Here is a 26272-nt window from a genome sequence, read left to right as displayed (position 1 = left end):
ATAATGATTGAATTGCCATCAAAAGTCGAGGGAAAGCGGTTTGATTTATATGAATTGGAACAAAAATTAAAACCAGTCGGTTATACAATTGGAGGGAATTGGGATTATGACCACGGTTGTTTTGATTACAAGCTGAATGACGAGCAGGGCTATCAGTTTCTCAGGCTGCCTTTTACAGCTGTAGACAGTCAACTAGATGCCGACAATTGTATCGTTAAGGTTGGCAGGCCATTCTTGCTAGCCCACCAATATGAATCAGGTTTGGATGTGCAAGGAGAAGTGGGAAACTTCTCAGCTTCATTTAATCAGTTCCAAGAACCAGTAGATAAAGATGATAGCATCCCAAGTCAATACGTTGAGGCAGGTAAGGCATTAGTTTCAGAATTGGAAACGTTACTGCTCTCTGATTAATTATTGAAGGATTAACAGCAGGTCGCTTTTCATAATTTCAATTGAACGGGGAGGGTTCAGAAGTGTTTCCTCTCCTCTTTTTATGCCGATCAGCAGGCATCCTTTTTTGATTTTTTCTTGACCGAGCTCTTGAAAGGTTTTGCCAACGTCTGAATCTAAAGCAAAAAAGGTAGACAGCCGGTTTTCCTGCAACAGGTGAACAATGGTCGATAATAGCCCATCCTCATTCGCATGAATGCTGTTCATCATCACAATGCTAGTTAGCTTATTGGACTGAATCACCTCATCGGCCCCTGCCCTTTTGGCATTAATAACTTGCTCTGCGGTCAAAATTTCAACGATACATTTTACCTTAGAACAGAGGCCTTTTATGGTTAGTAAGGTAAGGATACTGTTCATATCTGCCTGTAACTCATCATTTCCCCTGTCAGCTGTAATCAGCACCTTTTCCGCATGCAAAACGTCACTTTTTATAATGGTCTCATCAACATGGGCTTTTCCTCTAATAAAATGGAGATAACGTGAGGGAATAGGATTCTCCTCCAGGGTTTCGTCAATTAACACAACCATTTTCGGTTGTTTTATATGTATTAACTTTTGAATAATTTCTTTAGACCTTTCATTCCAGCCAATAATAATAATGTGGCCTTCTCCTTTAAAGGCAACTTTTCCTTCTAATAAGGCATCCTGCTTTGTGACGGCGGCAGCAGCTAACGTTCCAAAATAAGATGAGACGATACCCGCCCCCAATAAAATCAATATTAGTGTCGTTAATCTTCCCAGCAGGGAATGAGGAACAAAGTCACCATAGCCTACTGTAGAAGCTGTAATAATGGCCCACCAAATGCCGTCAAATACGGAAGGAAAAGTATCTGGTTCTAATAAATGAATGGAGACGCCAAATGTAAGGAAAACCAGCAAAGCAATGAACAAAATTCGTAAAAGCAAGGGCAATCGCAGAAAGCTGATCAATATTCGATTGGGCAATCTCTTCACCTCATTTTTATTTCGCACATTTTATTATTTGCCAAAAATTATCATCTAATAAATTGTTCTTTGCATACTTTCTCGACAATTTACAATCCAAAAGGAATAATCTTCTACCTTTATGCAGACTTTAAGAATGCATAGCATTACTTACCATTTTTGAGGTGTCGATAAGTGATGATGGTTTTAAAAAAGGAACAAAGATATATAATTTTTGCTTTACTTGTGCTTGCTATTTACCTTTCTCCATTGTTTATCCTACAGGGTAACGCCCATATACGGGTCCATGACAACTTAGACTCGAATCTGGCATGGTATAAAGTGTTGTCACGAAGCGGTCAGATGTTTGGCGGAGTAACAGGGGTGATTCCACAGATTATAAATGGCTATCTGCCAAGGAATGCGTTTGGGACTGAATACAGTATCATAGTTTGGCTGTATTCGTTATTCCCGACAATGGTTGCTTATGGAATCAATCAAGCGTTAACGAGAGCGGTTGCGTTTTTTGGTATGTATCTGTTATTGAAACAGCATTTGCTTCCCGAAGAAAAATGGCTTCCACTTAACATAGCTGCCGCACTGGCATTTGCCTTAACACCGTTTTGGCCGTCGGGAATGCTCAGTACTTTAGGGATGCCACTTGCCCTGTGGGCATTTTTAAACATCCGGAATGGGGAGGAATCTTTAAAAAGTTACGCTGTCCTGACCTTCCTACCCTTTTACGCCAGTATTGTGTTGGGTTTTTTCTTTTTCTTGTCCGCAATGGGGTTCCTGTGGCTTACGGACGTGTTAAGGAGGAAGAACTGGAATTTACGATTTTTATTCTCTATTTTGTATATGTCGTTTGTGTTTATGTTAATAGAGTATCGACTGGTGTACTCCTTTTTCGTAAAAGGGGAGCCGAACAGCCGTGATGAATATTTTCACGCCCAACTCTCGTTCTGGCATGCGGTTAGATTAACCATCAAAAATTACTTCCTGGGCCACACTCATGTCATGACTGTCCATACCTTATTTATTGTGCCCGCTACTTTTATTGCGTTCTACCTTGTTTATTCCAAAAAGCTATGGCAGCAGGAACGGACTTTCGTCGTCCTCTTTGTATTAAACTTTCTATTGTCTCTATGGTATGCTTTTTGGTTTTATAAAGGATGGCAGCCGTTAACGCAAAGGTTTCATTTTATGAATACATTTAATTTTGCCCGCTATCACTTTTTAAGGCCGATGGTGATTTATGCCAGTTTCGCGCTTGCCTTGAGAATCATCTCACTCCAGGGGTTCAGCTGGTCGCAAACCGCCAAGTGGTTAGCAGCCTTGCAGATTTTGCTGTTGTGCTTATTCAATGATGAAATCATATACCGGCAAAAACCTACGGTAAAGGAATTTTATGCGGAAGAATTATTTCACAATATTAAAGAATATATCGGACAGCCTCAGGAGAAATACCGGGTGGCAAGCATTGGAATCCATCCGGCGATAGCCCAATACAATGGGTTCTACACGCTAGATACCTATAATAATTTCTATCCGCTGCGCTATAAACACCAATTTAGAAAAATCATTGAAAAAGAATTACAGAAAAATAGTACCATTCAGAAATACTTTGATAAATGGGGCGGGCGCTGCTACATCTTTACCGCCCAGCTTGGAAAAAGATACATGATTAAAAAAGATTCAAAACGACACTTGAAAGACCTAGAACTTAACACGGAAGTTTTTAAAGAAATGGGCGGCCGCTATATTTTTTCTGCTTTGCCAATTGATAATGCGGAACAAAATCAGCTAAAACTCGAAAAGGTCTTCGTTTCGAAAACTTCCGCATGGAAAATTTATTTATACAGGACATCTTAGACATCGGGGGTAAAGCGAAGATGATCGAACCAATTCTAACAATTGTTGTACCCTGTTATAACGAGGAAGCCGTATTGCCTAAAACGTTTACAGAGCTTGAGCAGCTGTTAAGAGAACTCATATCCGAAGAGCTGGTTTCGGATAAAAGCAAGATTTTATTTGTCGATGACGGAAGCAAGGATCAAACCTGGAATATGATTTACAAGGAAGGGCTGCGGAGCCCGTATATCCGTGGGTTGAAATTAGCCCGGAATGTTGGACATCAAAACGCACTAATTGCAGGGCTAATGAAAGCCAAAGATGTTTCGGACTGTGCAGTTTCGATCGATGCAGATCTCCAGGATGATATTCGCGTCATTCGCGAGTTTATCCTAAAATATCGGGAGGGCTGTGACATTGTATTTGGTGTCCGAAAAAGTCGTGGGACGGACACGTTTTTTAAACGGAGCACCGCACAGGGTTTTTATCGTTTGATGAAAAAGCTGGGGGTCGACCTTATTTATAACCATGCAGATTTCCGCCTAATGAGCAAAAGGGCATTACAGGAACTGGAACGTTTCAAAGAAGCAAATTTTTTCTTAAGGGGTATTGTTCCATTGCTTGGTTTCCGATCTGATATTGTTCATTATGATCGCTTAGAGAGGCAGGCTGGGGAAACAAAATATCCTCTTAAGAAAATGCTGGCGTTTGCTTTTGACGGGATTACATCTTTCTCTGTTTCACCGATCCGGTTTGTGCTAATCGTCGGACTTCTTTCCTTCTTAGCCAGCCTGTTATTCGGAGGATATTTTATCGCATTAAAATTCTTAGGGGCCACCCAAACTGGCTGGACTTCTTTAATCATCTCGATTTGGCTAATCGGCGGCCTGCAATTAATCGCCATTGGGGTCATCGGGGAGTACATAGGTAAAATCTATAAAGAGACCAAGCAACGGCCCAAATACATTATTGATATCGATACAATGAGTCTCCCAATTCCGAGACGCCATCTATTAAATTCACTTGGAGAGGATGAACCGTTTCGAATTGATAACAAAAAAGTTTCTGAAACGAATCAATAATTCTTTCTTTCGGTTTTTATTAATCGGGTTTGTGAATACGGCTGCAGGGCTGTCTACCACGTTATGTATGTTAAATTTAGCAGGATTTTCTTATTGGGCCTCCACGTTCATAGGAAATGCGGCAGGAGCGTGTATCAGCTATTTTTTGAACCGGACGTTCACCTTTCGAAGCAACGTCTCGAGCCAATCAGGAATGCCCAAATTTTTTGCAACCATCCTTATTTGTTATTTCTGTTCCTATTATCTTAGTGAAAAATTAGTTCTATCGATTTCATACCTGCAATTGATCAGTCCACAGAATATTCACATTTACTCTGTCTTGTTAGGAAGTATCTTTTACACCGGAAGTAATTATCTCGGACAAAAGTTTTTTGTTTTTAAAAAAATCACAACCGCTAAAACAGGCTGATTTCTTGGTTAGCCTGTATTTTTTTGTAGTACAACCTCTCCTTCGTGAATAAATATGGGTAGACAGGCTTCTTTTAGGGGAGGGGTAGAAGAGAATGAATGTTTTTTTGAGTTATATCTTGTTGGGATTATCGCTGGCTGCTCCAATTGGACCCGTTAATGCAGCACAAATTGATAGAGGGATTCGTAACGGCTTTATGCATTCGTGGTTAATCGGGGTGGGGGCAGTTATTGCCGATGGCATTTATATGCTTGTGGTGTACATAGGGGTTGTCAAATTTCTCGAAGCAGAGATGGTTCAGACCTTTCTTTGGCTGTTCGGCTGTTTTGTCCTTATCTATACGGGGATAGAAACGATGTTAAATGCAGGGAAAATTTCGTTGGAGCAGGCTAGGGGAAAAGAACCATTATTTAAATCTTTTATTACTGGATTTTTCATGAGCATATCCAATCCTTTGACTATATTGTTTTGGCTGGGGATTTATGGGTCTGTTCTGGCGAAGACAGCTGCCAGCTATGAGACTGGTCAATTAGTTCTGTACAGCAGCGCCATTTTTATTGGGCTGCTCATTTGGGATGTTACTATGGCGGGTGTGTCGAGCAGTTTCCGCAATTTTTTAACCTCCAAACTGCTGGTAGTCATATCTTTTCTTTCCGGTCTTTCCCTAATTGGCTTTGGAATCTATTTTGGCTTCCAAGCTTTTAATCTTTTATTTGACAGATAAAAAACGGAGACATTACTATGTAAGAAAATACCATTACCTTTTTATATGAAATTTTCCTAGAATACGAGGAGGGAATAACATGAGGAAAGTAGAGTTAACTGTTGAGTATCCATTGGCGATTATCACGATTAACCGACCTGATCAGTTAAATTGTTTTGATTGGGAAAGTCTTTGTCAGTTGAGAGAAATTGTGGCCGGACTGAAATTGGACAAAGAGGTACGAGCTGTTATTATCACGGGAGCTGGTGAAAAATCGTTTAGTGCAGGGGCAGATTTAAAGGAACGCAGCACATTAGACGAAAAAGGCGTTCTGAGAAATGTCCATATGATTAGGGACGTGTTTACACTGATTGAAGAATTGCCGCAGCCAACCATAGCAGCAATCAATGGATATGCACTCGGAGGCGGGCTGGAGCTTGCTCTTGTTTGCGACTTTCGCATTGCCGTAAAAGAAGCCGTAATCGGATTGACGGAGGTGAGCTGGGGAATCATTCCCGGTGCCGGTGGAACACAGCGGCTAAGCCGGTTAATTGGCACATCGAAGGCGAAAGAATTAATCTTCACCGCAAGAAAAATAGATGCCTGGCAGGCATATGAGCTCGGAATTTTAAATAAAGTCGTTGAACGAAACGAATTAACCCCTACTGCCCTCGACTTGGCACAAGAAATTACCAAGAACGCGCCCTTGGCCATAACCCAAGCAAAATATGCCATAAACAACGGCAGCAACGTCGACATCAAAACCGGACTCGCCATCGAATCAAAAGCATACGAAGTCATCATCCCAACCAAAGACCGAATCGAAGCATTAAACGCCTTCAAAGAAAAACGCCCACCAACCTTCAAAGGAGAATAAAAGGGGACAGTCCTCTACCGCTTTAAAGAGCTGGGGGACAGTCCCCCACTGCGTTAATTCTTTAGTGTAGTGGGGACTTGTCCCCACTAGGCTGTTGGCCAAGGTTTAAGGATGCTTTTTCTTTTTGGTTTTTCTGCTTTTTTCCATTTTGCTCTCATTAGTAATGTTATGAGCCCGATAACGGAGATGAATGCTAGGCTGATAAAGAATCCTGGACGGCTTGTATCGTGAAATAGTGTGCCGGTTACGGCGATGAATATAAACACTGCTCCGATTATATATTTGATTTTATCTTTTGTGGTTAAATTCAAGATCTTTCTAGAGGACGCTAAGATAAACACCCAATTATAGAGGAGCATGAGCCCGGCTGCTGTTGTGATATATTCATAAATCCGGTTCGGCATGAGAAGAGCCGCCAACACCGATGAGCTAATCCCCCCCAAAGTAATCAGCAATGTTGGCCAAGGGACCTTTAATTTGCCTTTCTTTGCAAAGCTGGCCGGGGCATCTCCTTCCTTTGCCAAAGTGACAAGGACACTGGTCACACCGTAAAGGGAAGCGGTCATCGTTGAAAAACCGGCAATAATTAACGCCGCATTAAAAAAATGAGGTACGAAGGACAGATTATAGGCGTCCAGAGCAATTACGAATGGACTTTCCTTTGTGTTGAAGTGATTCCAAGGCACCATTGTCACGGCAAGTCCGATCGAGACAGCGTAGAAAATCATTAAGGTAAACAGCATGACTCTCCCTGCTTTAGGCGCTTCCTTTGGATCTTTTAAATTTTTTGCCATTAATCCTAGAATTTCAATGCCACCAAAGGCATAAAAGGCAAATAGTACAGCTGACCACAATCCCGTAACTCCTCCAGGGAAAAAGTCTCGTGTTTCATTAGGATACCGGATTGGCTTATCACCATCAATGACGCCAAAAAGGGCAAGAAAGGCGATCACGATAAACATCAGAATGGCTGATACTTTTAAAACGGCTAAAATATTTTCAATCTTATTAAGAACGCCTACCCCAATCAAAATGATGGCAAGACCAAGGATGGCATAACCTGCTGCAAACAGCCAAAGTGGCACCTTTGGAAACCAAAATCGCGAAAAGATAGAAAGGGCCGTCATTTGACTTCCCATAATTAGTACCTCAGAACACCAATAAACCCATCCACTGCTAAATCCGGCCCATTTTCCATAGGCCTTTTTTGCATAGGAGCGAAAGCCACCCTCGAGAGGCTCCTTGGCGGTCATTTTAGAAAGAGCATCGAAAACGAAATAGGTACCCACTGCAGCAATGAAATAGCCAATTAAAATGGATGGCCCTGCCATCTTGATTGCTAAACTGGAACCAAGGAAAAAGCCAGTGCCAATTGTACAGCCAATGCCAAATAAGGAAAGCTGCCACCATTTTAACTTTTCCTCCTGTGCTCCTGTCTTTGAATTACCCATCTTAATTCTCCTTTTAAGCCGCTTTGTCATTAAAAAAGGTTGAGGCTTGCCCCAACCCTTATACCTCTACAGGTCCCTTCCAGCGGCACCAATTGATTTATCCGTGTTACTTTGGTTGTTATAGTCTCTATCATTCAAACCAGGCTGTTGCTCACGATCTGTTCCCAAATAGGCTGATTCGTGCTTATGTTGAACTTTTCTAAACTTATTAAAGTTTTCGTTTACCATAGAGATCCCCTCATTTCTTTCTGTGTTCTATTTTTAAGATACACGGACAATCTTAACTTATTCAGAATGGGAGAGGTTAATTATGGCATTTAGTTTGAAGTCACGGGAAAAACTCCCATATCCTGAAGTGACACTTTATTACATATTCAACCGGAAAAACAATGACAATATAAAAGAGCTTGTAACCAAACAGACATGATAATCAACCGCACTTTTCTAAATGAAAGGGGTATGTAAAATGTTAACGACAGAGCAGTTAGCTGACTTGCGAATACAATTATTGCAAGAAAAAAGTGATATAAACGACCGACTTGACCAGAACGACTATCTTGGTCTTGAAAGAGGACATTATCATGAATCGATGGGGGAATTATCAAGTTATGATAATCACCCGGCTGACGAAGGAACAGACCTATATGAGCGGGAAAAGGATATCGCTTTAAAGGAACATTATGAATTGCAGTTAAAGAACATCGACCGTGCTTTGACGGCAATGGAAAATGGGACATACGGGCAATGTGCTGTTTGCGGAAAAGACATTCCATTAGAACGGCTGCAAGTCATCCCAAACACCACTCACTGTATCGAACACAGCCCTGACAAAGTTATTTCTCGTGAACGTCCGCTAGAAGAAGGAGTGCTAATGCCCCCGTTTGGTAAGTTTGATATGGACGAACAGGATGAAAATGTCGCCTTCGATGCTGAGGATGCTTGGCAGGTCGTGTCGCAGTGGGGTACAAGTGAATCGCCTTCTGACTTTTTTTATACAAAAGATCATTACAATGATGTCTCGACGGAGGCAGAAGAAAGCGAAGGCTATGTAGAAGACTTTGAAAACTTTGTCGGGAACGACATGTATGGAGAAAATATTACTGTTTATCCAAATCCGCAGCATGAACGATATGAAGAGGCACTTGATGAAGAAGGAATCATGACCACATTCGGTGACCTGCCTGCTTTTGAACATGACCCATATGTGGAAGAGACCGACAACTATATAGAGCCCCATGATCCTGAAAGGGTAGACCAAAGACCTTGAATTAATAAATGAAAACAGCTTTCACTTTGGAAAGCTGTTTTCTCTAATTTCTTCTCGTGGAAGTCCGAACTTACTCGGCATCGTCCTTCCCAAGAGGGATATCTTTGCCTGCTACATCTTCCATAACACCGCCAATTTCGCCTTCCATATAAGCGTCCATGGCTTGTTCATGTGTAGTAGCTAAGCCGGATGACAAAGTATCACTTTTTTGGTAATCTTCTTCATGGAAAACACGGCCAGCAAGTTCTGTACTGTCACTCTGATTTTTTTTTGACAACATGACCACTCCTTTTATAAATTGATTCAAGGCTATTGTTGTCTATTTTCATGAGGATTACTCACAAAAAATTTCACTGAAAGGTTGAGAAACGAAATGAATCGTAATCGTAAAAACAACTTTCCGAGCCGTAAGCAATTAGACCAAGCCTTCCATTACCTTCATGATCAAATCAATCAAATCTCTGTAACTGAAGAAGTGGAGCGGATAAAAGAGGAAAAACAAGGGAATGAAGAATAAGGGAGTTTTAACGCAAAGGTGGTCTATATGGGGACAAGAGAAGCACTGGCAAAAAAGATTGCCTGGATTAGCGTCATCAGCAACATCATTCTTACCTTAGGGAAAATTATTATTGGCTGGTATGGGAATAGTGATGCGGTATTTGCAGATGGAATACACTCAGCGGCCGATGTGTTTGCATCGGTCATTGTTCTTTTGGTCATTAAAATTGCCAATAAGCCTGCAGACAAAGAACATCCTTATGGACACGGCAAGGCGGAAGTCATTGTTTCAGAGATTGTAGGAATTTTGCTTTTCTTAGTTTCCATCTATGTTGTATATGAGGGATTGGCTGGACTTTTTCACGAAGCGGAATCACCGAACATCCTCGCCGTGTGGGTGGCGGTATTTTCTTTTGCAGCAAAGGTAATTTTATACCGCAGTTCATTAAAGGTTGCCGAGCAAAACAAAAGTAAGGCGATTGAAGCCATTGCCTTTGACCATAAAGCAGATATCGTCGCCTCTATCGCCGCCGGCATCGGGGTGATCTTATCGATTATCGGCGCAAGGTTGGATATTCCCATTTTGCTTTATGGCGATAAAGCGGCAAGCATTTTTGTTGCCTACCTGATTTTTAAAATTTCAAAAGAAATGTTGACCGAGGCTTTTGATATTTTATTGGAACGGAATATTAACACGGAGACGATTCAAGAATATATTGCTGTTATAAACGAATTTCCTGAGGTCAAACGAATTGACCGAATTAGGGCAAGGGAACATGGACATTATATTCTCGTTGATTTACGAATTTCCATTGACCATTTTAAAACTATTAAGCAAGGACATGATCTTGCGCGGACCATCAAGCGAAATCTTATGGATCAGCACGACAATATTCGTGAAGTATTAATCCATTTAAACCCTTATTTCCCTGAAGAAAAATAATTTCCAAAAAAACTGGTTTGTACTTTCAGAAATAAGGGTTTATGATAGGTATGGATATATAAATGCAAAGGAGTTGATATTGTTGAGTTACTCTATAGACCCGGACCCCGGCAGTCAAGGGGAAGTCAATAGTTTCTTTCAATTGATGGATTTGGTTTCAACAATAATATCAACTCTAAGAGGTAATTGGCTTCCTCAACCAAAGTAAGTGAGGAGGTTTTTCTATGCTGGAAATTTTCAAAAGTACCGAAACTAGGGTTTTGGAAAAAGTAGATGTTATTTCAAAAGGCTGCTGGGTGAACATGTTTGCACCGACAGTAGAAGAAATTGCCCGGGTATCAACGGATGCCCAAGTCGACATCGACATAATTAAAGACGCACTGGACGATGAAGAACGTCCAAGGATTGAACGTGATGAGGGAAGAATTTATATTATCGTAGACTTTCCTTATATCGTCCATGATGAGAATGGGCTTGAAGTATATGAAACGATTCCAATTGGAATTATTTTGACCGATGATAACGTTATAACTGTATCCTTAAAGGATTCACCAATCATAGATGAATTTAGAAAAAATCGTGTAAAAGAATTTTATACATTTAAAAAGACGCGTTTTGCATTGCAGCTTCTCTTTGTTATCTCTTCGTACTACCTACGATATCTGAAGCAAATTAACAAGAAAACCAATGAAATTGAACGAGTTGTCCACCAATCATTGAAAAATAAAGAACTATACGCTTTTCTGTCTTTAGAAAAGAGTTTGGTCTACTTTACCACCTCATTAAAATCAAATAAAGTGGTTCTGGATAAAATTTTACGATTCAATTATTTAAAGATGTATGAGGAAGACAAGGATTTATTAGAGGATGTCATCATTGAAAAAACCCAGGCGATTGAAATGGCTGAAACCTATCACACTATTTTAACTGGAATGATGAATGCTTTCGCATCAATTGTTTCCAATAACTTGAACATAGTGATGAAATTCTTAACCTCCATAACTATTATTCTATCATTCCCGACCATGGTATTTAGTTTATATGGAATGAATGTGGAGCTGCCTTTCCAACATAGTCCACACGCATTCTTGATTGCCTTGCTGATTTGTTTGGTATTATCCTCAATCACAGGGTTTGTATTTTGGAAAAAGAAATATTTTTAAACTTCCCAGTCTAATATAGGCTGGCTTTTTTTATAAAATAGTAGATTTCAATCGTATTTTTTTCTCATTTTTTAAAAAAAGCAGCTAATATATTTGACCAAACCACTAATGCATAAAAATTTTCCCAATATGGACCAACGGCATGGCAGTATTCATTATTTTAAAAATAATCAGTGTATTTAATTCCTTTTTGTAGTAAAATTAAGTAAAAAAATAGAAAGGCAAGCTTGGTGGTAATCATGGAATTTGGAGCCCTGATCAAATACTATCGTACACAAAAGGGAATTACACAAGCGGAGCTTGCTAAAGGGATTTGTTCGGTTCCGCACTTAAGCAAAATTGAGAATAATTCGAAAGAAGCCAATAAGGATACGATTGGTCTGCTGCTTGACAGGCTGAATGTAAGCTTAGAAGAGATAGAAGAAAAAGAGGGAGAGATTCAGTCTCTCTTGGGACTGTTTAATGAAAAGCTCAATTATTTCTTGATCAACGAAATAGACGAAATTTATCATAAACTTCAAGAAATGGAGCATATTATTCCGTTCTCAAAATATATCTATACATATGAATTATATAAATATAGGTATTTGTTATTCAAAGGATTTCTAACGGAAGCAGAAGCACAAAAGGACCTATTATATAAACAAAAGAAAAATTTTTCCCAACATGAAGAGTATTTATTTCATTATTATAATGCTGTATGTTTAATATTGAGGAACCATTATAAGGAAGCAGATGAAATACTGGAAAGCCTTTATAGTGATTCTCATTATGAGTCATTAAGTGGAGAATTCCTTTATCACCGAGCATTGGTGAAAGTATCCCTTGATCAATCAGGGCATGCAATTCACTTTGGCAAAATGGCATTAGAGATTTACTCTAATCAATATAACTTTATCAGGATTCTTCATACTTTGATGCTTCTCGGCATTAGCTATACGCATTCGAATATCTATGAAGAAGCATTGGAATGTTACAGGCATTTGATTCGCAATGCTGAAATATTGAAGGAAGAAAGATTGCTTCCGCAAATTTATAATAATATGGGACATCTCCAAAGTAAATTAAATCATTACAAGGAAGCGCTGTACTACTTCGAAAAGAGTATTTCATTACAGAGTGAAGTAAACGAGCATTATGTTGCTACACTTTACTCCATCGGAGAACTACATTATTTTAATGAAAAATTAGATAAGGCTATAGCCTGTTTTCAACAAGTTCATTTACTTTCAAAGGAACTTAAGGTAAGAAAATTTTATTTACTGTCCGAATTTTATTTGCTAAATGTTAATTCACAAGACAAGGCTATAAGGTATTTAGAATTAAAAGTAATTCCTTACTTTGAAGAAGTTAAGGAATATAAGGATTATTTAATTAAATTTTATAAAATGCTAGCAGAGCATTACGCCCAAAAGGGAATGGCTCATGCTGCAGTTAAATATTTACATAAAATTACATAGGAGGTTACCTAATGAAAAAGTTTGCGGTCATTTTATATACGATTGCTGTTGTTGCACTATTTGTAGCAACTAAAGGTGCAAATGTTCCAATTCTTCCTCCAGTATGATAAAAAAACTCTGACTTATGTCAGAGTTTTTTTGTGCATAATAAGTCATAAATGGGGTGATGAGTTGACTAAGAAGGAGAGGGAGCCGCAATTTCAAAGCGGCGAATTGGCGGATAAAATGGAAAAAGGACTATACGGACTCGATCCGGAAATGAGCCTGCTGTCCGTTAGCTTTGCCACCACGGAAAATCCCTATTTAAACGAACACTACCAGGAAGATTCTAAGGAAATGAAAAATGATTTTACGTTCTATAGGGAAGATTAACATTATTATCGCAATGGATTAAGGAGGATAAGATGCAATCATTCGTAGTAAGTTTCCATCAAGAAGACAATGTTGACACGATGCAGGTCCAAAAATTAAATGAAGAGGATTTCGAAAGAGCATCAGAAGGCGGGACAAGACATTTATTTGAGCTCGATACAAATATTGGCTTATTTGTTTTTTTTGATGGTGCAGATAAGGATGGGGCCATTTCTTATATGATCCTTCATTATGAAGAAGGCAATGAGGACCCAGTTGGCTGTTATGCCTTTCAACTAAGCGATTTTTATGAATTTATGGCATTATTTTTACAAGACCTTGATTATGCCGAGGAAACAGAAGAGGAAGACGAGGAATATGGACCAATTCACCATTTGGCCCATCTGATTTTTCATATTGCTGAAGCCGGAAATGACATCAAGGTTTAATGTACAAAAAAGCACTGGTCCTCAATGGATTCCAGTGCTTGATTTATGTTGACCGTCTGGTTTTTGGATAATTGGGACACGTGCATTGCCCATCAAGAAGACCGTTATTACGATTAAGGCAATTGGAATGAGCGTAAGCATAAAAGTGTAAGTTATGGAATCTGAAAGTGCGTGAACCACTTTATCCAAAACAAAGTCAGGTATCTTCGACCGTTCATCGGCCTGGAAAATTTCTCTTGGGTCAGCGGCAGTAAAATTCCCACCACCTTGCATTCCTTTAAAGGCTTCTTGTAAACCAGCTGTAAATCGATTTCCCTGTATTGCCCCAAAAATGGTTACTCCCAAGGTCATGCCAAACGAACGGAGAAACGAGTTAGTCGAATTGGCGGTACCACGGAATTGCGGTTCCAAATCGTGAAGCGATGCCGTTGGCAGCAGGGAAAAGGAAAAACCTACTCCAAACCCAACCAAAATCATATAAAGTGTAAGCAGCCAACGTGCGGTTTCAGCATCCATTGTTCCAAGCAGGTACATCCCAATAACATAGGAAACGAATGAGATACCCATAAGATTGCGGTAGGAGGTTTTTGTCATAAAAATCCCACCGATAGAGCTGCCAGCAACGGAACCAAGCATCATTGGTGTCAGAATTAAACCTGAATTCTTGGCTGTTCCTCCGTAAACCGCCTGAACAAATATTGGAATGAAGACCGTAAGAATAATGAACGTGCCGCCGTATAAAAAGGCTAGCACTTGTGAGGTGGCAAACAACCGCTTTTTAAACAGCCAAAGCGGCAGAATAGGTTCGGCAGCCCTTAACTCAGTTGCAAAGAAACAGATGAAAAAGACGGCAAAGCTCGAGAACAGACTAATAATTTGAACAGAATTCCAGTCGTATTCTTTTCCACCAAGCTCCAGTGCAAACATAAGACTGACGACCGAGATGACCAGTGTGGCCGCCCCCAGCCAGTCAATTTTCTGCTTTGAATGCTCCATTGACTCAAAATAATAACGGACAATTAACAAAATCGAGACAATCCCAATTGGGACATTCACGTAAAAAATCCAGTGCCAGCTAATATAGTCCGTAATATAGGCACCAAGCAGCGGCCCTAAAATACTGGAAGAACCGAATACAGCTCCCAAAAGCCCTGTCATTTTTCCACGACTTTCAGGAGGGAAAACGTCAAAAACGATTGTAAAAGCAATAGGCATGAGTGCACCTCCGCCAATTCCTTGTATTGCTCGAAAAATGCTCAACTGAACGATTGTTTGAGCAATTCCACATAGGGCAGAGCCAGCAAGAAAGACAACTAATCCAAAAATGAAAAAGCGTTTCCGGCCGTACATATCTGACAACTTGCCGAAAATCGGCATTCCGGCCATAACGGCCACCATGTAGGCGGAGGTTACCCAAATAAACTTATCAAACCCCCCTAAGTCAGCAACAATCGTCGGCATGGCCGTAGCGACGATTGTATTGTCCATGGCTGACATTAAAATAGCTAATAACAATCCTGTAACTACAGGTTTAAGGCGTGTTTCTTTTGTCATAAACAACCCCCTTTTTAAAATACTTTACTAGGCTCATTCATTTTAATTGTAGAAACCAAAAATTGTCAATCGGAACATTTGGGAGGAGGAAACTGTAGATAGAGTAAACTATGTTGAACCTGTGATAGTTTCGAAAATGATGTATAAATGCAGAAAAAAATGGACCCGTTCCTGGGCCCATTTTTCATGCGTTTGTTAATTTGGACTTTTTATAAACTATGCTTTAAGAATATCATGGTCAACATAACGCTCGCCATTCAATTCACTGATCAGGTTAATGGCAACCTTTGCACCGTCACCGGCAGTAATGATGGTATGCATGCTGACCCCTGCAATGGTTCCAGCTGCCCAAATGCCTTCAATATTCGTCTTACCATTAGTGTCCACATCAAGAATCGTTTTCACTCTTGGCTCAGTGCCAAGTTTCGTATTTAATCCAGCCTTTTCAGCCAAATCAGCCAACATACCAGTAGCAATTACTACATGTTTTGCCTCATAAGTTGATTGATCGGTTTCCACTTTTAATCCGCTTTCAGTTTTGCTGATATTGGTTACAGTAGCTTGGGCAAATTCTGCGCCAAATTTTGCAGCTTGATCTTTGCCAGTCTGAACAAGATCAGGACCAGTGACTTCTTTAACTCCATAATGGTTTTCAATCCACGCGCGTTTGGTCACGCTTTTGTCATTATCGATAACTAATGTTTGTTTTCCAGCCTTGGCCGTAAAAATAGCTGCACTTGCACCAGCGGGTCCGGCACCAACAATTACTACATCATACATGCTGATTACCTCCAATTATAAATGTTTAACAGTACTATTATCGTCTTCAAGTGGGAGATTGTAAAATTATTTGCTTATTTCAAACTTTTTGAAAGCCGAAGTACGAAAAGGGTTGAAATCTTCCCCTTTCCGATTTACGTTTAGAATAGGTGATGCAAATGATGCAGATAGAACCGCTCGGAGATATGGGAATAAGAATAAAGTTTGGAAATATAATTAGCGAAGACATCCATCGGGAAATCCAACAGTTTACTTCACAGCTTAAGGATAAACCGATTAATGGCATTATCGAATGGGTGCCATCCTATACGAATGTTGCGATTTATTATCAGCCTGACATAATCAGTTACTCCGATTTAATTACCGAGCTAAACACATTGTACGAACGAACAAATAAAGTAGAGCCATTCAATTCCACCGTTTATGAAATACCTGTTTATTATGGTGGTGAAGCGGGTCCGGATTTTTCTTTTATCGCCGATTCCACCGGAGTTAGTGAGGAGGAAGTAATCCGCCTTCACTCCAGCCAGGTCTATTTAATCTACATGATGGGATTTGTCCCGGGGTTTCCGTATCTAGGAGGATTGCCTAATCAGCTTGCCGTCCCGAGACTCCCGCATCCGAGACCCAGTGTGTTGCCGGGTTCCGTTGGGATTGGAGGAAATCAAACAGGCATCTATCCGTCAGAGGTGCCTTCTGGCTGGAGAATTATTGGAAGAACACCAGTTAAATTATTTGATATTGAAGATTCACCCCCGGTTCTGCTTGAGGCAGGGAACTATCTTAAATTTTGCCCAATAGATGAGGCAGAGTTTCACAGAATCAAACAGTTAGCAGATGAACAAAAGTACACTGTTACAACATATAAAAGGATGGAAGCAAGATGACAGTAATTGATTTAAATAGTGATTTAGGGGAGAGCTTTGGAGCATATAAAATTGGCAATGATCAAGAGGTGTTGGCGCATATTTCCAGTGCCAATGTTGCTTGCGGCTATCATGCGGGCGACCATAATGTAATGTTTGAAACCGTCAGGCTTGCTAAGAAAGCGGGAGTAAAAATTGGCGCACATCCCGGATATCCGGATCTTGCGGGATTTGGCAGGCGGGAAATGTATCTCGCCCCTCGGGAAATCTATCATTCGGTGGTCTATCAAATTGGAGCCCTTGGTGCTGTCTGCAGAGCGAATGGCGTGAGCCTTTCCCATCTAAAACCACATGGGGCATTGTATAATATGGCTGCAAAAGACCGTGTAATTGCAGAAGCGATTGCGCAAGCGGTCCAAGACACAGATAGCTCTTTGGTTCTTTATGGATTAGCAGGCAGCGAACTAGTAAAGGCAGGACGGGACAGCGGACTCATAGTTGCAGAAGAAGTGTTTGCCGACCGTACCTATCAGTCGGATGGTACGCTCACATCCAGAAAGGAAAAGAATGCAATGATTCACGATCCGGCACAGGCAATCCAAAGAGTAATCCGGATGATTCGTGAAGGGAAAGTGGAAGCGGTCGATGGTACAGACATCGCTATTAAAGCTGATACCATTTGTGTCCATGGCGACGGACCGCAGGCACTTGAATTCGTGAAACAAATGAGACAAGAATTTTTACATGAAAATATAACTCTTAGAAGAAGCTGGACAGACCTATGAAGCAGCCGCTTTTTGCAGTAACCAAACCAGGGCTGCAAACGACCGTCCAAGATTTGGGCAGATTTGGCTATCAGCAATATGGCATCAGCCCTTCAGGAGCGATGGACCCCTATTCAATGAAGATAGCCAATATTCTTGTAGGAAATGACCCTGTTGAAGCAGTGCTTGAGACTGCTTTTTTAGGACCGGATTTGGTCGCGAAAAGTGATATGGTGGTCAGTATCTGCGGCGGGGAATTTTCTTTGACCGTTGATGGAAATACGACTCCAATGTGGAAAAGCTTTTTGTTAAAAAAGGGGCAAACTCTTGCCTTCGGTTCCTGTAAAAAGGGAGCAAGAGCATATATGGCGATAGCTGGCGGGATTGATGTCCCAAAGATATTGAATAGCAAGTCAACGTTTTTAAATGGCAAATTCGGCGGGTTCTCGGGGAGGTCGTTAAAAAAGGATGATATCGTTTATGGACATCCACTGATTAGAAAGCCGCTTAAAGGCCTCCATACTGAATTAATTCCAAATTGGGGAAATCATTTGAATCTAAGAGTAATACCTGGACCGCATCAGAGTATGTTTACGAAGCAGGGCATCCATTGTTTTTATAACGAAGAGTTTGTGGTAACCACAAAATCAAATCGAATGGGATATCAGCTGGAAGGACCGAGAATCGAACATGTAGCTGGACCGGACATCATATCAGACCCAACCCCACTAGGAGGCATCCAAGTGCCTGCAAGCGGCCAGCCGATTATCTTGATGTCAGACCGGCAAACGACAGGTGGTTATGCAAGAATTGGCACCGTCATTTCGACGGACATTCCCTTACTTGCCCAAGCGGGGCCAACCTCTGTTATCCGCTTTTCTTCCATTTCTGTTGAAGAAGCGCATGAACTATATCTGAAAAAGCAAAACTTAATTAAACAATTCATTATTGCTGCAAAATAAAAAGAACCATCATTTCCATTTTGGATATGGTGGTTCTTGTGTTTTTGCCGGTATAAATGATCCTTTTTGTTTTTTGTTATCCTGGTCCGCATATCTGAGAAAACAAAAGGACTTCTTTTTATATCTGGGTTCATTTTGCCTTCACGTGCAAGTTTGTTACGAAGCTTTCTGGCTTTAGATTTAGCCATTGTAAAATCACTCCTCCAATATGGTTTACAACTCATTATAAACGATTTGGAGGAGATGGAAAGGACTAATTTAAATTTCTTGCATTTTTGAAGAATGCTGCTCTGATTTGCCAGAAACGGCTTTTTTTCTTGTGTGCAAATAGAAAAATAAGATGACTCCAACGAGTACATAAAATGCAGATAAGAAAAACATTGAGCTATAACTCATTTTAGCAGCAATTAACCCGACTAAAAAGGAACCTAAAGCGACCCCAATGTCATAAATAGATAAAAAGGTAGCTGTTGCTAAACCTCTTTTCCTAGGTTCCGCATATTGGATTGCGATAGTTTGGAAGGTTGGGAATAAGGTTCCCCAGCCTAAGCCGATTAATCCGGCAGAGACTAAAAACATGACAGGGCCGGTGCTCTTACTTAACAGCAGCATCCCAACAGCAAACAAAACAATGCATGGATAGCTGATTACGTTAGGACCATACTTATCCAGCCATTTACCGGTGAATGGACGCGACATCAACAGTATGACGGCATAAACAACAAAAAATAGGCTCGAAACCTGCTCTACATGTATCTCAATCGCATAAATGGAGACGAACGAAAGCAACGCTGAATATACAATCGCAAAAAAGCTTCCGACAATTGCGATAGGAACAGCTGATGCTTCGAATAGTCCACGAAATGAAAAAGTGGAAAGAACCTCAATTTGGTTCGCTGCTTCAGATTTTGGAACTTTGACGCTTAAACCAGTCAACATGCCAGCTACTGCTACGACTACGCATAGTGCAAATACAGTTTGGGCTCCCCATTGCTGGATGGTCATAAGGCCTACAAAGGGTCCTAAAACCATTGCCAGGTTGGTGGACAATACAAAATAACCCATGCCTTCACCTCTGCGAGAGGAAGGTATGATGTCAGCGACAATTGCTCCAACAGCTGTGGTTGCCATGCCGAAACCCACACCATGAAGCAAGCGAATCAGCAGAAATCCAACCATTCCATCTGGAACAAAATATAGAGGCGCTGCGACTGCAAAAAGTATTAACGCCGTCATAAGTACTTTTTTATTGCCTGCACGTTCGAGCCATTGCCCGGCTAAAGGACGGGAAATAATTGCAGACAAAAGAAAGATGGTGGTCATTAAGCCCGCTTGAGAAGCGCTGGCATGTAAGTCATCCAATGCATAGCTCGGAAGGGTTACCAACAAAATATAAAATGTTAAGAATACAAAAAAGTTACTTGCTGAGATGCTGATAAAATCTTTCGTCCATAATTTTGGTTTATTCATTCGATGCACTCCTTTACACTAGTTGTTTTAACCAAGTTTTTTGCAGATGAAACAGTTCTTTTTGGGAGGATTCGGGAAACTGACTTAAAAGCCCGTTATTCACATCTGACACTATTTTCTCCCAATTTGAATATTGGGAAAGAGCCTCATCCGTTAATTGCACATGTTTCTCTCGCTTATCCTGGCCGGGAAGTTGTTTCACATAGCCTTGTTTCACGAGCCTCTGTATGGTCCGGGTCATAGGCGGTGCTTCCACCGAAAGGTAATCACAAAGCTGTTTTTGGGTTAGAGAACCTTTCTGCTTTAAAACATAAATAACGGCCCACTGAGAGCTGTACAAACCAGCTGGTTTTAGGGCTTCATTCTGTTTATTGGTGAGATGGCGGGAAAGCTGGTGAAGAGTATGAAATATTTCGTGGCTTATCATATTATTTCTCCAATTTGAAATTAATTACCTAGGTAACTATAAGGCGAATAAGGAAAATTGTCAAGGAATGTTCACATATGTTGAAGGTAGACCGTTAAACGAAGGATGGTTAATTTTGTTTTCCAATAAAAGTAAAGTAAAGGTCGTAAGTTCAAAAGAAATAGGTTGTAAGCTCAAAAATAGGTTGTTTAAGAGAAAAGTGAGGGCGTAAACATCCAAATATGAATGTTTGCAAAAATGCAAAAAGGCCGTGAAAACTCACGGCTTGAATAGAAAACTATCTCAAAACGTTAAAATATCTTGCCTCTGGATGGGCAAACACCATGGCGGATACAGAAGCCTCCGGCTCCATCATATAGCCTTCTGTCAATTGTACTCCGATTTCCTCAGGCACAAGCAGCTTAAATAGCTTCTGTTGGTCCTCTAAGTTAGGACAAGCAGGGTATCCGAAAGAAAAACGCTGACCTTGATAGTGAGCGGCAAACCGTTCCTGCATGGAAAAATCAGTTGGGTCCGGGAAGCCCCAGCGATCACGCATTTGGCGGTGGATTAACTCGGCAAAGCCTTCGGCACTCTCAAGGGCCAAGGCTTGAAGTGCATGGCTTTCCAAAAATCTTCCTTGCCTTTTAAATTCGTCCGCTTGTTCCCGGATTCCCCGGCCAGCAGTTACGGTAAAGAAGCCGACATAATCCATCTCACCACTGTCAACAGATTTTAAATAATCCGCCAAACAAAGATTTGGTTCCGATTCTTGTCGTGGGAACTCAAACGTTTCCAACACTTGACCAGGATTTTCCGAATCATAAATATAAACTTTATTACCATCCGATTGGGCAGGGAAAAACTGATAGACAGCTTTCGGTGTAATCCACTGGTTCGCACTGGCTTCCGCAATTAACTGGTCAACGACTTCTTTGACCTTAAGTACCTTCTCATCCTTTTCTGCTATTAGCTTAGCGATTTTCCCTTTTACGCCAAGGTGATGTCCCAGCAGCATTTGCATATTGATATAGGGCTCAATATGCGCCAGCGTATACGATGTTAATACATGCCGTTTCGTGTCCTTTGGAACAAACACAGGCACTGTAGTGGAAACAGCTGGTTTTACCTTCACTGCTACGGAGCCAGAAGCACGGATTGGCAAATCCCTTGGAATTTCTGCCGCAGCCAGTTTTTCTTGCTTTTCCTGTAGCAGCTTTTGCTGTTCTTCAGGGTATTGCAGCTGATTGGCAAGCGCCAAGCCTGCCATTGCATCCTTGGCATAAAGCACGAGTCCATCATATTCTTTGGCAATCTTCGTATCGGTAAATTTCCGCGAAAGGGCTGCACCACCCACCAAAATGGGCAGAGAAATACCGGCTTCTTTCATATCCTGTGCCGTCAATAGCATTTGTTGGGCAGATTTGACTAGCAGTCCTGATAATCCAATCATATCGGGTTGTTCTTCGCGAATGGCCTTGATTAATTCTGCAGAAGTCACTTTAATCCCAAGGTCATGAACTTGATAGCCATTGTTACTAAGGATGATGTCAACAAGGTTCTTTCCGATGTCATGAACATCTCCCTTAACCGTCGCCAGCAGGATTTTCCCTTTGACGGAAGCGGAATCGCCTTTTTCCATGTGAGGCTCCAAATAAGAAACAGCCGTCTTCATTACTTCAGCACTTTGCAGAACCTCAGCGACAATCAGCTGGTTGTCATTAAAAAGAACGCCGACCTGTTTCATTCCATCCATTAACGGTCCGTTGATAATATCAAGCGGATCAGGGTAGGAGGCGAGGGCCTGATCTAAATCAGGAATTAGGCCTTCCTTTGTTCCTTCGACAACGTAATAAGCCAGCCGCTCTTCAAGACTTAAGTTTAAAACAGCCACTTTTGCTTCTTTCTTTTTATCACGATAAAAATCCGTAAATACTGCTAAAGTTTCATCTGTGGTGTTGAATAAAAGATTATCTGCCAGTTCAATTTCTTCTTTCGTAATGGAGGCAAACCGCTCAAGCTTTTCTGTGTTTACGATGGCATAGTCGAGTCCGGCCTGTGTACAGTGATAAAGAAATACGGAGTTCAATATTTCTCTGCCAACCGGCGGCAGGCCAAAGGAGATATTGCTGATTCCCAAAATGGTTTGTACCCCAGGGAGTTGAGCTTTGATTAAGCGGATTCCATCGACCGTTGCCTGTGCGGAGCCAATATATTGTGCGTCTCCTGTGCCGACCGGGAACACTAAAGGGTCAAAAATTAAATCCTCTGGTTTCAGACCATACCTATTCACTAAAAGGTCATGGGAACGTTTAGCAATCTCTAATTTCCTTTCAGCGGTAACGCCCATTCCTTTTTCATCAATGGTTCCAACAACTACAGCTGCACCGTAGCGATGGATGAGGGGCACAACTGCCTTAAAGCGGTCTTCGCCGTCTTCAAGATTAATTGAGTTAATGATGGCTTTTCCTTGTGAATACTTAAGTGCTTTTTCAATCACTTTGTCATCTGTGGAATCAATGACAAGCGGTACTTTAACTTTTTTGACAACTTCTTTTATAAAATTCTCCATGTCAGAAAGCTCATCGCGGTCTGGGTCGGCAAGGCAAATATCAATCACGTGGGCGCCGCCTTTTACTTGGGCTCTTGCAATTTCAGCTGCTTCCTCGAACTTTCCTTCGGCAATCAGACGCTTAAATTTACGTGAGCCGATGACATTGGTCCGTTCGCCGACCATGATAGGCCGAAGTGTCGGGTCATCGTAAATGAACGGTTCGATACCGGAGACCATATGAAGGGACTTATGATGAAATTCCCTTGGCGGTAAGGGTTTAACCGCTTCACTGATGGCCCGAATGTGGGCTGGTGTGGTACCGCAGCAGCCGCCGACAATATTCAGCCAGCCATGGGCAGCAAAATCAGCCAATTTTTTCGACAGAGTTTCCGGAGTTTCATGGTAATGTCCTTCCTCATCTGGCAGACCGGCATTGGGATAACAACTTACGGCTGTTCCAGAAAGATTGGCCAGTGATCGGATGTGATCCTGCATGAATTCCGGACCTGTGGCACAGTTCAGGCCTACTGCGACAGGATTCATATGCTGCACGGAAATATAAAAGGCTTCAATGGACTGACCAGCGAGCGTTGTGCCCATTGGTTCTATTGTCCCGGAAATAAATAACGGCAGTTTTTTTCCGGTTTTTTCAAACGCCCTTTCAATTCCAGTAAAACCGGCTTTGACATTTAACATATCCTGGCTGGTCTCGAGCAGCAACAAATCAACGCCGCCGTCAATCAATCCAAGGGCCTGCTCCTCATATGCATCAGCGAGGGCATCAAACGTTGTGCCACCCGTAACACTTAATGTTTTGGTCGTCGGTCCCATGGAACCTGCCACATATCGCGGCCATTCCTTGGTTGAGATTTTTTCAGCTTCGCCCACTGCAAGTAAGGCAGCTTGTTTATTAATCTCAAAGGCTTTATATCCAAGATGATATTCATCCAAAACGATGCTGGTAGCCCCAAAAGTATTGGTTTCGATAATATCGGCACCCGCTTCCAAGTATTCACGGTGAATCTTGGCAATAACGGATGGTACAGTTAAATTGAGGTTTTCATTACACCCATCAAAGGCCTCTCCTCCAAAATCTTCAGCTGTAAGCCCTGCTTGTTGTAACATGGTGCCCATCGCACCATCCATGACGAGAATTCGCTTTTTTAACTGTTCAATAAATGGTGGTTTCGACATAGCTGTTTCCCCTCCGTTCATGCCCACGCTGCCGAGCATAAACGGCCAGTTCAGCGGTGAGCTCATAACGTAAAAATGGTGTAATTAAATAAATTCCATTGAACAAATCAAGTGCTGTATCAATTAAAGACTTGGTAATGGCTACTCCCTCGCGAGCGGCCTGTACCGGATTGTCTTTTAACTCAGCCATGCGGTCTCTAATTGAATCGGTGATTTTTATACCCGGTACTTCATTATGAAGAAATTCAGCATTTCGGCTGCCTGTCAGTGGCATCAAACCGATATAAATCGGAGCCTTTAAATGTTTCGTATTTTCATAGACTTCGATTAATTTCTCCTCTGAATAGACGGGTTGGGAGATAAAATAATCTGCACCATATTCGATTTTCTTCTCAAGCCTTTTTACCGCTTTTTCCACAGAGCGGACATTTGGATTAAATGCGGCCGCGATGCTAAAGGCAGTTTTTTGTCCTAAGTCCTTTCCTGAATAGGATAAGCCCTCATTTAATTGTTTAATCATGTGAATAAGTTCAAATGAGGACACGTCATATACCGAGGATGCACCTGGAAAATCGCCGACTCGGGCCGGGTCACCGGTGATTGCAAGAACGTCATGCAGCCCCAATGTATGCAGCCCCATCAAATGGGATTGCAGACCAATGATATTGCGGTCGCGGCAGGAAAGATGAATAAGCGGCCTGATTCCCAATTCTCTTTTGACTAAATATCCCAATGATTCATTTGAAATCCTCACCTGGGCCAGTGAGTTGTCTGCCATGGTAATCGCATCGATTCCGGCATCCTTTAAAGCTTTGGCCCCCTCGAAAAATTTGCTGGTTTCCAGCTTTCTAGGTGTGTCCAATTCCACAATAACGGATGGTCTTTCTTTTACAATCTCCTGAAGGGGAACAAAGTCCCGTTTTGGTTCATGATGCTCAACCTTTACAGCTGCCGTTTGCTTTACTATTTTTTTCGTAACGGGTACGCTGTTCTTTAATTGTAAAGCAAATGCTTTGATATGCTCCGGGGTCGTTCCACAGCATCCGCCAAGCAGTCTGATTCCTTGCTGGCGAAATTCCAGAGCGGAACTTCGAAAGTAATTTGGATCTCCTTCATAATGGAACTTACCATCTGTATAAGCTGGCAGACTGGCATTGGGATATGCGGAAAGAAAGGCATGTTTTGGGAGCTCAATTTGTTCCAAAGCCTGCAGCATATGGTGCGGTCCCAACCGACAATTGAGACCAACTACATCGGCCCCCAGTTCCTCAAGCCGTTTTAAAGCAGTGTTAACCGGGGTATGATTTTGCAAAATTCCCGGCTCCATCAGGGAAACTTGAGCCACAATTGGCAGAGTGGTCTCTTTTCTAGCAATAGTGAGAACTGCTTCAAGCTCTTCTAGGTCATAAAATGTTTCAAGAAGAAGTCCATCCACACCCTCCAGGAGCAGACAATACAGCTGCTCCCGAAAGCTTCGTTTTATTTCTTCTATTGAGATAGAGGTAGGCTTTACTCCGCGATTGCCCCCCATAGTTCCGAGAACAAAGGCTCTGTGTTTAGCGGCCTGTTTGGCATGCTGGACTGCGGCACTGTTGATCTCTTTTACAGAGTCCTCGAGTCCATAACGCTGCAGCTTTAAATAGTTGGCGGCATACGTATGAGTTTGAATCACATCGGCCCCTGCGTCAATATAGGCACGGTGAATGTTTTCTATCTGCTCCGGCTGGGACAAATTTAATTCTTCAGAACAGGAATCCACACCAAAAGAATATAGCAGGGTACCCATGGCACCATCGGCGATTAAGATTTGACTTTTTAACCTTTGAAGAAAGCTCATCATT

26 protein-coding genes are annotated in these 26272 nt (G+C 41.5%); 16 read left to right on the top strand and 10 right to left on the bottom strand.

Features of this window, described 5'->3' with window-relative positions; genetic code table 11:
• Positions 1-3 precede the first annotated feature (3 nt).
• Positions 4-411: a YugN-like family protein gene (locus tag BN2425_RS15185; protein WP_042461130.1), complete on the top strand. Its 408-nt coding sequence runs from the start codon at positions 4-6 to the stop codon at positions 409-411.
• Here BN2425_RS15185 and BN2425_RS15180 read toward each other — a convergent pair whose 3' ends face one another.
• Positions 412-1398, bottom strand: a complete 987-nt coding sequence (locus BN2425_RS15180; RefSeq protein ID WP_042461128.1) for an ion channel — start codon at positions 1396-1398, stop codon at positions 412-414.
• A 177-nt stretch (positions 1399-1575) separates the two neighbouring features.
• Between BN2425_RS15180 and BN2425_RS15175 the strand changes: the two genes are divergently transcribed.
• The 5 genes from BN2425_RS15175 to BN2425_RS15155 all read left to right on the top strand — a co-directional run bounded on the left by BN2425_RS15175 (position 1576) and on the right by BN2425_RS15155 (position 6299).
• Positions 1576-3249 carry a DUF6044 family protein gene (locus tag BN2425_RS15175; protein WP_406603193.1) on the top strand — a complete coding sequence of 558 codons (1674 nt, stop codon included), beginning with the start codon at positions 1576-1578 and terminating at the stop codon, positions 3247-3249.
• 20 nt (positions 3250-3269) lie between these two features.
• Positions 3270-4310, top strand: coding sequence for a glycosyltransferase (locus BN2425_RS15170; protein WP_042461124.1), 1041 nt, complete (start codon positions 3270-3272; stop codon positions 4308-4310).
• On the top strand, positions 4261-4719 hold the full coding sequence (locus tag BN2425_RS15165; RefSeq protein ID WP_042461122.1) for a GtrA family protein: 459 nt from the start codon (positions 4261-4263) through the stop codon (positions 4717-4719). The genes BN2425_RS15170 and BN2425_RS15165 overlap by 50 nt, the downstream gene beginning before the upstream one ends.
• A 94-nt stretch (positions 4720-4813) precedes the next feature.
• A complete protein-coding gene (locus BN2425_RS15160) occupies positions 4814-5443 on the top strand; it encodes a LysE family transporter (RefSeq protein WP_042461118.1) in 630 nt (209 codons plus the stop codon).
• Between the two features lie 79 nt (positions 5444-5522).
• Entirely contained in the window at positions 5523-6299 is a 777-nt protein-coding gene (locus tag BN2425_RS15155) for an enoyl-CoA hydratase-related protein (RefSeq protein ID WP_042461114.1), read from the top strand.
• A gap of 86 nt (positions 6300-6385) precedes the next feature.
• Here BN2425_RS15155 and BN2425_RS15150 read toward each other — a convergent pair whose 3' ends face one another.
• Together BN2425_RS15150 and BN2425_RS22565 are read right to left on the bottom strand one after the other, a co-directional pair.
• Positions 6386-7750, bottom strand: a complete 1365-nt coding sequence (locus BN2425_RS15150) for an amino acid permease (protein WP_042461112.1) — start codon at positions 7748-7750, stop codon at positions 6386-6388.
• Between the two features lie 66 nt (positions 7751-7816).
• A complete protein-coding gene (locus BN2425_RS22565; RefSeq protein ID WP_154663519.1) occupies positions 7817-7978 on the bottom strand; it encodes a hypothetical protein in 162 nt (53 codons plus the stop codon).
• Positions 7979-8216: 238 nt separating this feature from the next.
• Between BN2425_RS22565 and BN2425_RS15145 the strand changes: the two genes are divergently transcribed.
• Entirely contained in the window at positions 8217-9017 is an 801-nt protein-coding gene (locus BN2425_RS15145; RefSeq protein ID WP_042461110.1) for a TraR/DksA C4-type zinc finger protein, read from the top strand.
• Between the two features lie 70 nt (positions 9018-9087).
• Here the strand turns inward: BN2425_RS15145 and BN2425_RS15140 are convergent, their stop codons facing one another.
• Entirely contained in the window at positions 9088-9297 is a 210-nt protein-coding gene (locus BN2425_RS15140; protein WP_042461107.1) for a YozQ family protein, read from the bottom strand.
• 93 nt (positions 9298-9390) lie between these two features.
• On the opposite strand from BN2425_RS15140, the gene BN2425_RS22560 reads away from it, so the two are divergent.
• From BN2425_RS22560 to BN2425_RS15115, 6 genes are all read left to right on the top strand, one after another.
• Positions 9391-9534, top strand: a complete 144-nt coding sequence (locus BN2425_RS22560; protein ID WP_154663518.1) for a hypothetical protein — start codon at positions 9391-9393, stop codon at positions 9532-9534.
• Positions 9535-9561: 27 nt separating this feature from the next.
• Entirely contained in the window at positions 9562-10458 is an 897-nt protein-coding gene (locus tag BN2425_RS15135) for a cation diffusion facilitator family transporter (protein ID WP_042461102.1), read from the top strand.
• A gap of 224 nt (positions 10459-10682) precedes the next feature.
• Positions 10683-11621: a magnesium transporter CorA family protein gene (locus BN2425_RS15130; RefSeq protein WP_042461097.1), complete on the top strand. Its 939-nt coding sequence runs from the start codon at positions 10683-10685 to the stop codon at positions 11619-11621.
• A gap of 239 nt (positions 11622-11860) precedes the next feature.
• Positions 11861-13081: a helix-turn-helix domain-containing protein gene (locus BN2425_RS15125; RefSeq protein WP_042461095.1), complete on the top strand. Its 1221-nt coding sequence runs from the start codon at positions 11861-11863 to the stop codon at positions 13079-13081.
• 171 nt (positions 13082-13252) lie between these two features.
• The gene (locus tag BN2425_RS15120) at positions 13253-13453 is read left to right on the top strand and encodes a hypothetical protein (RefSeq protein ID WP_042461089.1); all 201 of its coding nucleotides are present in this window, start codon (positions 13253-13255) and stop codon (positions 13451-13453) included.
• A 32-nt stretch (positions 13454-13485) separates the two neighbouring features.
• A complete protein-coding gene (locus tag BN2425_RS15115; protein WP_042461087.1) occupies positions 13486-13881 on the top strand; it encodes a hypothetical protein in 396 nt (131 codons plus the stop codon).
• Positions 13882-13902: 21 nt separating this feature from the next.
• Here BN2425_RS15115 and BN2425_RS15110 read toward each other — a convergent pair whose 3' ends face one another.
• Positions 13903-15435: an MDR family MFS transporter gene (locus BN2425_RS15110; RefSeq protein ID WP_042461084.1), complete on the bottom strand. Its 1533-nt coding sequence runs from the start codon at positions 15433-15435 to the stop codon at positions 13903-13905.
• 216 nt (positions 15436-15651) lie between these two features.
• Positions 15652-16215 (bottom strand): FAD-dependent oxidoreductase, encoded by a 564-nt coding sequence (locus tag BN2425_RS15105; protein WP_042461079.1) that lies wholly within the window; start codon positions 16213-16215, stop codon positions 15652-15654.
• Positions 16216-16373: 158 nt separating this feature from the next.
• Between BN2425_RS15105 and pxpB the strand changes: the two genes are divergently transcribed.
• The 3 genes from pxpB to BN2425_RS15090 are packed head-to-tail and all read left to right on the top strand — an operon-like array spanning position 16374 to position 18807.
• Positions 16374-17102 carry a 5-oxoprolinase subunit PxpB gene (pxpB, locus tag BN2425_RS15100; RefSeq protein ID WP_042461076.1) on the top strand — a complete coding sequence of 243 codons (729 nt, stop codon included), beginning with the start codon at positions 16374-16376 and terminating at the stop codon, positions 17100-17102.
• The gene (locus tag BN2425_RS15095; RefSeq protein WP_042461073.1) at positions 17099-17866 is read left to right on the top strand and encodes a LamB/YcsF family protein; all 768 of its coding nucleotides are present in this window, start codon (positions 17099-17101) and stop codon (positions 17864-17866) included. The genes pxpB and BN2425_RS15095 overlap by 4 nt, the downstream gene beginning before the upstream one ends.
• Positions 17863-18807: a 5-oxoprolinase subunit C family protein gene (locus tag BN2425_RS15090; RefSeq protein ID WP_042461071.1), complete on the top strand. Its 945-nt coding sequence runs from the start codon at positions 17863-17865 to the stop codon at positions 18805-18807. Before BN2425_RS15095 ends, BN2425_RS15090 begins: the two co-directional genes overlap by 4 nt.
• 258 nt (positions 18808-19065) lie before the next feature.
• Here BN2425_RS15090 and BN2425_RS15085 read toward each other — a convergent pair whose 3' ends face one another.
• The 4 genes from BN2425_RS15085 to BN2425_RS15070 form a co-directional block, all read right to left on the bottom strand.
• Complete coding sequence (locus tag BN2425_RS15085; RefSeq protein WP_042461069.1) at positions 19066-20277, bottom strand: MFS transporter; 1212 nt, start codon at positions 20275-20277, stop codon at positions 19066-19068.
• Between the two features lie 13 nt (positions 20278-20290).
• Positions 20291-20704, bottom strand: a complete 414-nt coding sequence (locus BN2425_RS15080; RefSeq protein WP_042461068.1) for a MarR family winged helix-turn-helix transcriptional regulator — start codon at positions 20702-20704, stop codon at positions 20291-20293.
• A gap of 277 nt (positions 20705-20981) precedes the next feature.
• Entirely contained in the window at positions 20982-24431 is a 3450-nt protein-coding gene (gene metH / locus BN2425_RS15075) for a methionine synthase (protein WP_042461066.1), read from the bottom strand.
• On the bottom strand, positions 24409-26268 hold the full coding sequence (locus tag BN2425_RS15070; RefSeq protein WP_042461063.1) for a bifunctional homocysteine S-methyltransferase/methylenetetrahydrofolate reductase: 1860 nt from the start codon (positions 26266-26268) through the stop codon (positions 24409-24411). Before BN2425_RS15070 ends, metH begins: the two co-directional genes overlap by 23 nt.
• Positions 26269-26272 lie beyond the last annotated feature (4 nt).

This window comes from Neobacillus dielmonensis (genome assembly GCF_000612665.1).
Classification (GTDB): Bacteria; Bacillota; Bacilli; order Bacillales; family Cytobacillaceae; genus Neobacillus; species Neobacillus dielmonensis.
This window is presented reverse-complemented; position numbering and strand designations above follow the sequence as displayed.